The organism is Streptomyces sp. NPDC057543 (assembly GCF_042801895.1).
In the GTDB taxonomy this organism is placed as follows: domain Bacteria; phylum Actinomycetota; class Actinomycetes; order Streptomycetales; family Streptomycetaceae; genus Streptomyces.
On sequence record NZ_JBHVFF010000034.1, the window covers coordinates 13443 to 25605 of the forward strand.

The window sequence follows — 12163 nt, forward strand, 5'->3', positions numbered from 1 at the left end:
TCGGGGCGGCGGCGGGGGAGTGCAGCCGGGGCGGCGTCTTTTCGCGGACGGCCTTCAGTCGCCGTACGGAGCCCGCCCACCGATCCGGCCTGATCCGAGCGAGAGGACCGGGATGTTCGAGGAGTTTCACGGCGGTGAGGCCGTGCCCGGTTGGAGAACGTCGTTCACGCAGCCGCGCAGAGGGCGACACACCTCATAGGCCTTCTCCGGCCGGCGCGAGACGGGCCTCGGCCGCGTCCCAGGCGGCAGGGTCGCCGCCGGGCGCGTAGTGGCGCAACTGCTGGGTGTCCGCGACGAGCCGGCGCATCGAGGAGAGCTCGCCGACCAGACCGGCTGCCCTGGCCTGGACGAGGACGTTGCCGAGCGCGGTGGCCTCGGCGGGGCCCGCCACCACAGGCAGCCCGCAGGCGTCGGCGGTCAGCTGACACAGCAGTTCGTTGCGCGAGCCGCCGCCCACCAGATGGACCTGGGTGATGTCGTGGTCCGCGAGCCGCGCGGCCTGCCGCAGGACCCGGCGGTGTGCCAGCGCCAGGCTCTCCACGATGCAGCGGACCAGGGCGCCCTGGCTGTCGGGGACGGGCTGCCCGGTGCGGCGGCAGTAGGCGCGAATCTGTTCCGGCATGTCACCGGGGGCGAGGAACTCCGGCGCGTCCGCGGCGATCACCGAGACGAACGGCCGGGCCCGGTCGGCCTCGGAGAGCAGCTCGGACAGTCCGGTCGGCAGGCCCTGCGCCGCCCAGGTGCGGCGGCACTCCTCCAGGAGCCACATGCCCATGATGTTGCGCAGGTAGCGAATGGTGCCGTCGACGCCACGCTCGTTGGTGAAGCCGGCCTCCCGGGACTCCTCGCTCAGGATGGGGGCGTTCAGCTCCAGCCCCGCCAGGGACCAGGTGCCGCACGAGATGTACGCGAAACGGGGGGCGGTGGCCGGTACTGCGACGACGGCGGAGGCGGTGTCGTGGGAGGCGACCGTGGTCACCGGGGTGCTGGTGCCGAGTCCGGTGTACTCGGCGATGTGCGGCAGCAGGGTGCCTGCGGGGTCACCGGGTGCGCGCAGCGGCGGCAGTAGGCCGGGGGCGAGGGAGAGCCGGTCGAGGAGGTCGGGGCGCCAGGCGCCGGTGCGTGCGTCGAAGAGCCCGGTGGTGGAGGCGTTGGTCTCCTCGGCGCCCACGGTTCCGGTCAGCCAGTGGATGAGCAGGTCGGGGACGAGCAGCAGGGTTCGGGCGGCGTCCATCTGGGCGGTGCCGGCCGCGGCGGCGAGCTGGAAGACGGTGTTGAAGGACAGGTGCTGAAGGCCTGTGATCCCGTACAGCTCCTGGGCGCCGATCCGCTCCCACACGGTGTCGGGGACGCCGTCGGTGCGGTTGTCGCGGTAGTGGAAGGGGTACCCGAGCAGCGCCCCGTCGCGGTCCAGCAGCCCGTAGTCCACCGCCCAGCTGTCCACTCCTATGGACGCGATCCGGCCGCCGGTCCTGCGGGCGACTTGGCGTAGCCCGTCGAGAACCCCTTGGAAGAGCGCCAGCACGTCCCAGCGCAGTCCGTCGGGCAGCCGCACCGGCGCGTTGGCGAACCGGTGCAGTTCGGTGAGGACGAGGCGGTCCGGTGCGACCTCGCCGAGGACGACCCGCCCGCTCGTGGCACCCAGGTCGGCCGCGGCGAACAGAGCGGGGGAGGCGGAGGGGGATGGGGTGGTGGTCATGTGGGTGGCTCCTCCGCGGGGCGTGCGGTGTCGATGGGGGAGGGCGGGGCCGGAGCGGCGGGCGCGTGGGGTCAATGCTGTCCTCGGGCCCGCGCGCGTGGGCGCACGGAGTGTCCGGACGGTCCCGTGCGGTGGTGAACCGTCCGGACGCCCCCGTGCAGGGGATGCCGGAACAGACGGTGCGGGGTCGGCGCCGGCGGGATCGGCGGGCCGTCACCGGGCCGGGCGCGGTGTACCCGGCCCGGTGGCGGCGTGTCCGCTATCGCAGGAAGGCGGCGGCGACACCGGCGTCGACCGGGACGTGGAGGCCGGTGGTGTGCGTGAGGTCACCGCCGGTCAGCGCGAATACCGCGTTCGCGACGTGCTCGGGGAGCACCTCGCGCTTGAGCAGGGTGCGCTGGGCGTAGAACTCGCCGAGCTTCTCCTCCTCGATGCCGTAGGTCGCCGCACGCTGCGCGCCCCAGCCGCCCGCGAAGATTCCGGAACCGCGGACGACGCCGTCCGGGTTGACGCCGTTGACGCGGATGCCGTGCTCGCCCAACTCGGCCGCCAGGAGCCGTACCTGGTGGGCCTGGTCGGCCTTGGTGGCGGAGTAGGCGATGTTGTTGGGGCCGGCGAAGACCGCGTTCTTGGAGGCGATGTAGACGATGTCTCCGCCCAGTTCCTGCCGGATCATCACGCGGGCCGCCTCGCGGGAGACGAGGAAGGAGCCGCGGGCCATGATGTCGTGCTGGAGGTCCCAGTCCTTCGCGGTGGTGTCCAGCAGGGGCTTGGAGATGGAGATGCCCGCGTTGTTGACGACCAGGTCGACGCCGCCGAAGGCCAGTACCGCTGCCTTGAACGCGTCGGTGATCTGTTCCTCGGAGGTGACGTCCACGGGGACGGCGACGGCCTTGTCGGGGCCGCCCAACTCGTCCGCGACCGCCTGCGCGTTCGTCGCGTCGAGGTCCGCGATCACGACGCAGGCGCCCTCGGCGGCCAGCCGGCGGGCGATCGCTTTGCCGATGCCGCTGCCCGCGCCCGTCACCAGCGCGACGCGTGTGGCGAGCGGATTGGGTTCCGGCATCCGCTGGAGTTTGGCCTCCTCCAGGGCCCAGTACTCGATGCGGAACTTCTCCGATTCCTCGATCGGCGCGTACGTGGAGACGGCCTCGGCTCCGCGCATCACGTTGATCGCGTTGACGTAGAACTCGCCGGCCACGCGCGCGGTCTGCTTGTCCTTGCCGAAGGAGAACATGCCGACGCCGGGGACGAGCACGATCGCCGGGTCGGCGCCGCGCATCGCGGGGGAGCCGGGCTCCGCGTGACGCTGGTAGTAGGCGGCGTACTCCTCCCGGTAGGCGGCGTGCAACTCCTTCAGGCGGGCGGCCGCCTCGTCCAGGGGGGCGGTCGGCGGCAGGTCGAGAACGAGTGGGCGGACCTTCGTACGCAGGAAGTGGTCCGGGCAGGAGGTGCCCAGCGCCGCGAGCCGGGGGTGCTCGGCGCGGGCGAGGAAGTCGAGGACGACCTCGGAGTCGGTGAAGTGGCCGACCTGGGGGCGGTCCTGGGAGGCGAGGGCCCGGACGTACGGTGCCAGGGCCGCGGCCCGTTCCCGGCGTTCCGTTTCGGACAGGGCCTCGAACCCCTCGACGACCGGCCCGAACGGCTCGGCCCTGCCTCGCTCGGCGAGGAAGATCTCGGCGGTGCGGATGATGTGGAGCGAGTTGCGCTCGCATTCCTCGGCCGTGGCACCCCAGGCGGTGATGCCGTGGCCGCCCAGGATGCAGCCGATCGCCTGCGGGTTGGCCTTCTTGACCGCCGCGATGTCCAGGCCGAGCTGGAATCCGGGGCGGCGCCAGGGAACCCACACCACGCTGTCGCCGAAGCACTCGGCGGTCAGCTTCTCGCCGTCGGCGGCGCAGGCCAGCGCGATGCCGGAGTCGGGGTGCAGGTGGTCGACGTGGGGAGCGTCCACCAGGCCGTGCATCGCGGTGTCGATGGACGGGGCGGCGCCGCCCTTGCCGTGCGCGCAGTAGTCGAACGCGGCGACCATCTCGTCCTCGCGCTCCACCCCGGGGTAGACGTCGGTGAGGGCGCGCAGCCGGTCCAGGCGCAGCACGGCCAGACCGGCCTCGGTCAGCGTGCCGAGGTCGCCACCCGACCCTTTGACCCACATGAGTTCGACGTCGCCGCCGGTCACCGGGTCGGTCTCGGTGCCCTTCGCGGAGGTGTTGCCGCCCGCGTAGTTGGTGTTGCGGGGGTCGGCGCCGAGCCGGCGGGACCGGGCCAGCAGGGCCGCGGCTTCGGGATGAGGAGCCATGTTCCTAGTCCTTAAGGAGAGTGTCTGCTTGTGCTCAAAGGCCCCGAGGGGCGAAGGGAGCCGCGGCGCCGGCCGACCGTGCCGCCGATGGGCGGCCGTGCGGCGGCTTCGGCCGGTGTGGCGGGACCGCTGCACGCTCGCGGTCCCGTGACGGCCCGGCCGAAACCGCCGTGGCGCTCACGCGCCCCAGCCGGCCTGCTGCCCGCCGACCCGTTCCTCGGCGATCCTGGCCGCCCATCCGGAACGGTGGTACGCGGCGACCGGGTCCGGGTCCAGGCCCAGCTCCTCGCGCACCTCGCCCAGCAGCGGACGTACGTCCGTGTTGTAGGCGTCCATCAGCACGGCGTTCGCGGCGAGCACGTCGCCCGAGCGCTGGGCGGTCGTCAGCGCCGCACGGTCGACGAGCAGCGCCTTGGCCGTCGCCTCCTGGACGTTCATCACCGAACGGATGATCGCCGGGATCTTGGCCTCGATGTTGTGGCACTGGTCGAGCATGAAGGCGACGTCCGGGGTGAAGCCGCCGCCGCGGATCACTTCGTACATGATCCGGAACAGCTGAAAGGGATCGGCAGCGCCGGCCATCAGGTCGTCGTCCGCGTAGAAGCGGGAGTTGAAGTCGAAGGCGCCGAGCTTCCCCTCACGCAGCAGGGTGGCGACGATGAACTCGATGTTGGTGCCCGGGGCGTGGTGTCCGGTGTCGACGACGACCTGCGCCCTCTCGCCCAGCTTGAGGCAGTGGGTGTACGCCGTGCCCCAGTCCGGCACGTCGGTCGTGTAGAAGGCGGGCTCGAAGAACTTGTACTCCAGCAGCAGCCGCTGGTCGTCGCCGAGCCGCTCGTACACCTTCGCCAGGCCTTCGGCGAGCCGGTCCTGGCGCTCGCGGATGTCGTCCTGGCCGGGATAGTTGGTGCCGTCGGCGAACCACAACTTGAGGTCCTTCGAACCGGTCGCGTCCATGATGTCGACGCATTCGAGGAGATGGTCCAGGGCCTTGCGGCGGACGGTGGCGTCCGGATGGCAGACACTGCCCAGCTTGTATGCGTCGTCCTGGAAGGTGTTGGAGTTGATGGTTCCCAGCTTCAGGCCGCGCTCCTCGGCGTACGAGGCGAGCGCCGCGTAGTCGTCGACCCTGTCCCAGGGAATGTGCAGCGCGACGGTCGGCGCGGTTCCGGTGAACTCGTGGACCTTCGCCGCGTCGTCCAGCTTCTCCCACGGGGTGCGCGGCACTCCCGTCTGCGCGAACACCTTGAAGCGGGTACCGGAGTTGCCGTAGCCCCAGGACGGCGTCTCGATCCGCTGTCCGGCGAGTGCGGCCTTCACGGCAGCGATGTCAGTCATGTTCACCTCGGGAAGCGCGCCCTTGGTCGGGCTGGCAGACACACAAATGTGTGAATCGATTCATTGCACCGGAAAGTTAGCCCCGGGTTTCGTGAGCGTCAAGAGTCTTCGCCGGCCGACCGCCGCGTTACGTAATCGTGCTATCGGTTTTGCGCAGCCGTGGACAGCCCTTATTCCGTACGGGGCAAGGGGTGTCGGCCAGGTGGACTTGATCGCCTTCTCCTGTTTCGTCGCGTTGCCCCGAAGTTGACCCCTTGACCCTGAGGGGCGGGCAGGGCTAGCTTCCGGGCAACCTCACTGAAACATTTCATGCCGGGTGACCGCATCGGCACGGTTCGGCGTGCCCAGATCCCCTGGCCGACCCTGATCCCCATGGAGAAACACATGACGCAACCCGAACCGGATGCGACTCCGGTACTCGCGCTGGAGGAGGTGAGCAAGTCCTTCGGCGCCGTCCGGGCCCTGCGCGGAGTCTCCCTGCGGCTGTACGCCGGAGAGGTCCACGCCCTCGCCGGCGAGAACGGTGCGGGCAAGTCGACCCTGATCAAGGCCCTGGCCGGCGTGCACCGGCCCGACACCGGTACGGTGCTGCTCGACGGATCAACGGTGGAGTTCCACGGCCCGGCCGACGCTCGCGACGCGGGGGTCGCCGTGATCTACCAGGAGCCGACGCTCTTCCCCGACCTGTCGGTCGCCGAGAACATCTTCGTGGGCCGCCAGCCCTCCCGCTCCTTCGGCCGGGTGGACCACCGCGCGGTGAAGCAGGCCGCCGCCGACCTCTTCGCCCGCCTCGGCGTCGACCTCGACCCCGAACAGCCCGCCCGCGGACTGTCGATCGCCGACCAGCAGCTCGTCGAGATCGCCAAGGCGCTCTCCTTCGAGGCCCGTGTCCTGATCATGGACGAGCCGACCGCCGCCCTCACCGGCAGCGAGGTGGCCCGCCTCTTCGGCGTCGTCAGGACGTTGCGCGAGCAGGGCGCCGCCGTGCTGTTCATCTCGCACCGCCTGGAGGAGATCTTCGAGCTGTGCCAGCGGGTGACCACCCTGCGGGACGGCGCCTGGATCGGCAGCGAGCCGCTGGCCGGACTCACCGAGGACGACCTGGTACGCCGCATGGTCGGCCGCGACCTCGACGAGCTGTACCCCAAGCAGCAGACCGAGATCGGCGAGCCGGCGCTCACGGTGCGCCGGCTCACCCGGGAGGGCGTCTTCACCGACGTGTCCTTCGAGGTGCGGCGCGGCGAGATAGTGGGTCTGGCCGGACTGGTGGGGGCGGGCCGCAGTGAGGTGGCGCGGGCCGTGTTCGGCGTCGACCGCTGGGACGGCGGCGAGGTCGAGGTGCTCGGCCAGAAGCTCAAGCCGGGCGCTCCGAGCCTGGCGATGGCCGCCGGTGTCGCCCTCGTCCCGGAGGACCGCCGCGCCCAGGGCCTGGTGATGGAGATGTCCATCGGACGCAACATCGGGCTTACCGGCTTCGCGGAAACCACCCGCGCCGGACTGATGAACCGCCGGGCCGAGCGCGACCGCGCCGTCGACTGGGCCGTGAAGCTCCAGGTGAAGTACGCCCGTCTGGCCGACGTCGTCGGCACCCTGTCGGGCGGCAACCAGCAGAAGGTCGTCCTGGCCAAGTGGCTGGCGACCGCCCCCCAGGTGCTGATCGTCGACGAGCCGACCCGCGGCATCGATGTCGGCACCAAGGCCGAGGTTCACCGGCTCCTGTCCTCGCTCGCCGCCCAGGGCGTCGCGGTGCTGATGATCTCCTCCGATCTGCCGGAGATCCTCGGCATGGCCGACCGGGTCCTGGTGATGCACGAGGGCCGCCTGGCCGCGGAGATACCGCGCGCGGAGGCGACCGAGGAGACCGTGATGGCGGCGGCCACCGGCCGCGCAGTCCGAGGAAGGGACGCGGCATGACCACCACCGCCGAACCGGTGCGGAGTGCACCCGGATCCCAGGCCTCCGGAGCCCGCAGCCTCATCGACAAGATGTTCAAGGTGCGCGAACTGGCAGTCCTCGCCGTACTCGTGGTGATGCTCGGCGCCACCCAGATCTACAACGGCGAGTTCCTGTCCGAGCAGGGCATCAAGGACTTGCTGCTCAACGCGACCATCCTGGCCCTCGTCGCAACCGGCCAGGCCGTCGTGGTGATCACCCGCAACGTCGATCTGTCGGTCGGCTCGGTGCTCGGCATCTCTGCCTTCGCCGCCGGCAACTACCTGAACGGCGGCGGCAGTCCGCTGGTCGCGGTGCTGCTCGCGGGCGCGCTCGGAGCGCTCTTCGGGCTTCTCAACGGGGCCCTGGTCAGCCTCGGCAAGGTGCCCGCCCTCGTGGTCACCCTCGGCACCCTCTACATCATCCGCGGCATCAACTCCATCTGGGTCGGCTCCCGGCAGGTCACCGCGGACGCGCTGCCCAAAGGCTTCGTCGGTTTCGGCCACGACGGCATCCGGGCGGTTCCCTACCTCGCCCTGCTCGCCCTCGTCGTGCTCCTCGCGGTCGGGTACTACCTGCGCAGCTACCGGAGCGGACGCGACCTCTACGCCCTGGGCTCCAGTCCCGAGGCGGCCCGTCTCGCGGGTGTCCCGGTCCGGGGCCGCATCATGACCGCGTACGTCCTGTGCGGAGCCCTCGCGGGACTCGCCGGTGCCCTCTACCTCGCCCGCTTCGGCAACGTCGACTCCGCCACCGGCAACGGTTACGAACTCACCGTGGTCAGCGCCGTCGTGGTCGGTGGCGTCGCCTTCACCGGCGGCTCCGGAAGTGTCTACGGAGCGGCGCTCGGGGCCGTGCTGCTCACCTCCATCAACAGCGTGCTCCCCGCGATCGGCGTCAGCTCGGTGTGGGTCACCGCGATCAACGGCTTCCTGCTGCTGCTCGCCATCGCCGTCGACCGGATCCTGGCCCTGCGGGTCGCCGCAGGGCTGCGCAAGAAGGCCGCACAGATGAGGAGTGCCCGCCATGACTGACACCACTACGAAGGCCATGGCCCGGCGCGGCCTCGGCGGCGCGGTGCGCTGGGACAGCGCGGTGGGCGCCCTGTTCGTCGTCCTGCTGCTGTGCTCCTTCTCGTTCGTCGACAACTTCGGCAACGCGCTCAACGTCTCTTTCCTGATCGGCAACACCCTGCCGATCGCCCTGATCGCGCTGCCCATGACGATGCTCGTGATCTCCGGCGAGGTCGACCTGTCCGTGGGCTCCACGGCGGGCCTCTCCGGCGCGGTGATGGGCGCGCTGTGGAACGAGGGCATGGCCATCGAGACGATCATCCCGCTGTGTCTGGCGCTCGGTGTGGTCTGCGGTCTGATCAACGGACTGCTCGTCACCCGTCTCGGCCTGCCCTCACTCGCCGTCACCATCGGCACCATGGCCGCCTACCGCGGCATCGCCCAGATCGTCCTCGGGTCCGACTCGGTCACCGACTTCCCCTCCCAGTTCCTGGACTTCGGCGCGGGCCGGATCGGCGACACCTTCATCCCGTACGCCGCGGTGCCGTTCCTCGTGCTGCTGGCCATCGCCGTCGTCGTCCTGCACGCCACTCCCGTCGGGCGTTCGCTGTTCGCGACCGGTGCCTCCGAGGAGGCGGCCCGGTTCGCCGGCATCCGCGTCAAGCGCCTGAAGCTGTCCATGTTCGTCACCACCGGTCTGCTCTCCGCGCTCACCGGTGTCTTCTGGGCCCTGCACTACGCCAGCGCCCGCTACGACAACGCCACCGGCCTCGAACTCTCGGTCATTGCCGCGGTCCTGCTCGGCGGCATCGACTTCGACGGCGGCAAGGGCACGCTCGGCGGCGCGATCGCCGGTGTGTTCCTGCTCGGCACCCTGCAGAACGTGATGAGCCTGCTCAACGTCTCCGCCCAGTCCCAGATCGTCGTCACCGGTGTCCTGCTGGTGGTCTCCGTCCTGGCCCCGCGCGTCGGTCGGCAGATCGCCCGGAGCAGGGCCCGCAGGAAGGCGACCGCGGTCCCCCTGACACCACCGGCCGCCACCACCTGACGAAGCCGGCACCGGCCGCCATGCCTCGAGCCAGACAGCATCCCTGCCAAACAGCATCCCTGTACAAAGCCGTACTTCGCAAAGATAGGACCCTCATGTCTCTCGCCACCGTCAGAACTCGTCGGCTCACCCTTGCCGTCGCCACCGCCACCGTTTTCGCCCTGGGCGCCACCGCCTGCGGCGGCACCACCAAGAACGACACGGACAAGACGTCCGGTTCGGCCGTGACCGGAAAGGCAGACGCCAACGCGGAGACCAAGAAGGGCCTGAAGATCGCGTTCCTGCCCAAGCAGGTCAACAACCCGTACTTCACCATCGCTGACAAGGCCGGTAAGAAGGCCGTCGAGGCGCTCGGTTCGACCTACCAGGAGGTCGGCACCAGCAGTGGCACCGACACCTCCGGCCAGGTGTCCTACGTCAACACCCTCACTCAGCAGCAGGTGAACGGCATCGCGGTGTCCGCCCAGGACCCGGGCGCCCTGTGCACCGCGCTGAAGCAGGCCATGAAGAACGGTGTCAGTGTCGTCACCTACGACTCCGACACCAAGACCGACTGCCGTCAGGTCTTCGTCTCCCAGGCGTCCGCCGAGGACCTTGGCCGTACCCAGGTCCAGCAGCTGGCGAAGCAGATCGGCGGCAAGGGCGAGATCGCGATCCTCTCCGCCGCCCAGACCGCCACCAACCAGAACACCTGGATCGACTTCATGAAGGAGGAACTGAAGAAGCCCGAGTACAAGGACATCAAGTTGGTCAAGGTCGCCTACGGCGACGACGACGCCCAGAAGTCCTTCCAGCAGACCCAGGGCCTGCTCCAGGAATTCCCCGAGCTGAAGGGGATCATCTCCCCGACCACCGTGGGCATCAAGGCCGCCGCCCAGTACCTGTCCGGCTCCAAGTACAAGGGCAAGGTCAAGCTGACCGGCCTGGGCACCCCCAACGACATGCGTGCATACGTCAAGAACGGCACCGTCGACGCCTTCGAGCTGTGGGACCCGAACAAGCTCGGTGAGCTCGCCGCCCGCACTGTCGTCGCCCTGCAGTCGGGCCAGATCACCGGCGCCGAGGGACAGGCCTTCAAGGCCGGTGACATGGGGACTTACACCATCGGCAAGGACGGTGTGGTCTCCCTTGGCAAGCCGACCGTCTTCGACGCGAAGAACATCGACCAGTACAAGTTCTGATCCCGGCGGAGGGGGCCGCTTCGCCGCGACCGCGGGGAGCGGCCCCGCCTTTGTACGCACCAATCGAGGACATGACATGCAACGCGTCTGCTTCCTGCTCAAGGTCAGGTCCGACCGGGCCGATGAGTACCGCGAACGCCACGGCCACGTGTGGGCCGCGATGCGCGAGGCACTCTCCGCGGCCGGCTGGCACAACTACTCGCTCTTCCTGCGCGAGGACGGTCTGCTGGTCGGCTATCTGGAGACCGAGGACTTCGACGCGGCCCGCGCCGCCATGGACGCCACCGATGTGAACGCGCGGTGGCAGGCCGAGATGGCCGGGTTCTTCGAGGAGCTGGACGGCCGGGCACCCGACTCCGCCATGCTCCCGCTCACGGAGGTGTTCCACCTGACATGAGAACCGGGCTGGGTTTCTTCGGGACGGACGGCTCCGAGCCGTTCCCGCCGCTCCACGGTCCCGTCATCCGCGGCGCCGACCGGGAGGGCGACTCAGGAAAAAGTACGCCGGTCAACCGGTCCACGGTCGATATCAAGGACGTGGCACGGGAGGCGGGGGTCTCCGTCGGCACCGTCTCCAATGTGCTCAACCGCCCCGAGCGGGTCTCCGACCGGACCCGCCGCCATGTCCAGCAGGTGATCGCCCGCCTCGGCTACGTCCGCAGCGAGTCCGCCCGCCAACTGAGGGCGGGCCGCAGCCGTATCGTCTCGCTGCTCGTCCTGGACATGGGCAACCCGTTCTTCGTCGACGTCGTGCGCGGGGCCGAACGCACCGCACGCGACGCGGGCATGCGCGTGATGGTCTGCAACAGTGGCCAGAGCGTCCAGGAGGAGGCGGACTACCTCGCCCTCTTCGCGGAGCAACGGGTGCGCGGGGCGCTGGTCACCCCCGCCGACTCCAGCGGCCGTACGCTACGAGAGTTCCGCCGGTTCGGTATTCCCTTAGTGGTCGTGGACCGGGTGATCGGCGACGAGGAGGGCTGCTCGGTCGCCGTCGACAACGTGGCCGGCGGTGCCCTGGCCATCAGGCACCTGACGGCTGTCGGCCACCGCCGGATCGCGTTCGTCAGCGGGCCCGAGCACCTCAAACAGGTGCAGGACCGGCGGGCGGGTGCCCTGGCTGCCCTCGCCGAGGAGGGGCTGTCCCACGAGGCACTGCACGAACTGCCCACCGAGCGCCTCGACGTGGCCGCGGGCCGGGACGCCGGAGCCCGCCTGCTGGGGCTGGCGCGGCGGCCCACCGCAGTGTTCTGCGTGAACGACCTGCTGGCCTTGGGGGTGCTCCAGACGCTGTACACCGCGGGTGTGACGGTGCCCGACGACATCGCCATCGTCGGTTACGACGACATCGAGTTCGCGGCCGCGGCGACCGTGCCGCTCACCTCGGTGCGTCAGCCCGCCTACGCCATCGGCACCATCGCCGCCGACCTGTTGCTGCGGGAAACGGGCGAGAAAGCCGGCGAGCACCGGCACGAACACGTGGTGCTCCAGCCGGAGCTGGTGGTACGGCAGTCGAGCACGGCGGGCGGCTGAGGTACGCCGGGGCCGCGGAACATCACCACCGGGCCCGGAGCGTCGGCTTCCGGAGGCCGAGAAACACAGGGCCGAGAATCACACAGGGCCGAGAATCACCGAGGCCGCTTCCCGGAGCCGGGG

At 70.1% G+C, this 12163-nt stretch carries 9 protein-coding genes; 6 read left to right on the top strand and 3 right to left on the bottom strand.

Features of this window, described 5'->3' with window-relative positions; translation table 11 throughout:
* Positions 1–193: 193 nt before the first annotated feature.
* The 3 genes from ACFU8Q_RS08920 to rhaI all read right to left on the bottom strand — a co-directional run bounded on the left by ACFU8Q_RS08920 (position 194) and on the right by rhaI (position 5336).
* Positions 194–1699, bottom strand: coding sequence for a rhamnulokinase family protein (locus ACFU8Q_RS08920; RefSeq protein ID WP_384449908.1), 1506 nt, complete (start codon positions 1697–1699; stop codon positions 194–196).
* Between the two features lie 259 nt (positions 1700–1958).
* Complete coding sequence (locus ACFU8Q_RS08925) at positions 1959–3998, bottom strand: bifunctional aldolase/short-chain dehydrogenase (protein WP_384449910.1); 2040 nt, start codon at positions 3996–3998, stop codon at positions 1959–1961.
* Positions 3999–4175: 177 nt separating this feature from the next.
* Positions 4176–5336 (bottom strand): L-rhamnose isomerase, encoded by a 1161-nt coding sequence (gene rhaI, locus ACFU8Q_RS08930; protein WP_384449913.1) that lies wholly within the window; start codon positions 5334–5336, stop codon positions 4176–4178.
* A 384-nt stretch (positions 5337–5720) separates the two neighbouring features.
* Between rhaI and ACFU8Q_RS08935 the strand changes: the two genes are divergently transcribed.
* From ACFU8Q_RS08935 to ACFU8Q_RS08960, 6 genes are all read left to right on the top strand, one after another.
* A complete protein-coding gene (locus ACFU8Q_RS08935) occupies positions 5721–7250 on the top strand; it encodes a sugar ABC transporter ATP-binding protein (RefSeq protein WP_384449916.1) in 1530 nt (509 codons plus the stop codon).
* Complete coding sequence (locus tag ACFU8Q_RS08940; protein WP_384449919.1) at positions 7247–8302, top strand: ABC transporter permease; 1056 nt, start codon at positions 7247–7249, stop codon at positions 8300–8302. Before ACFU8Q_RS08935 ends, ACFU8Q_RS08940 begins: the two co-directional genes overlap by 4 nt.
* Entirely contained in the window at positions 8295–9329 is a 1035-nt protein-coding gene (locus ACFU8Q_RS08945) for an ABC transporter permease (RefSeq protein WP_384449922.1), read from the top strand. Before ACFU8Q_RS08940 ends, ACFU8Q_RS08945 begins: the two co-directional genes overlap by 8 nt.
* A gap of 95 nt (positions 9330–9424) precedes the next feature.
* Positions 9425–10510 (top strand): rhamnose ABC transporter substrate-binding protein, encoded by a 1086-nt coding sequence (gene rhaS, locus ACFU8Q_RS08950; RefSeq protein ID WP_384449925.1) that lies wholly within the window; start codon positions 9425–9427, stop codon positions 10508–10510.
* A 76-nt stretch (positions 10511–10586) separates the two neighbouring features.
* Entirely contained in the window at positions 10587–10907 is a 321-nt protein-coding gene (locus ACFU8Q_RS08955) for an L-rhamnose mutarotase (RefSeq protein WP_384449928.1), read from the top strand.
* Positions 10904–12040 (top strand): LacI family DNA-binding transcriptional regulator, encoded by a 1137-nt coding sequence (locus ACFU8Q_RS08960; RefSeq protein ID WP_384449931.1) that lies wholly within the window; start codon positions 10904–10906, stop codon positions 12038–12040. The genes ACFU8Q_RS08955 and ACFU8Q_RS08960 overlap by 4 nt, the downstream gene beginning before the upstream one ends.
* The last annotated feature ends 123 nt before the right edge of the window (positions 12041–12163 follow it).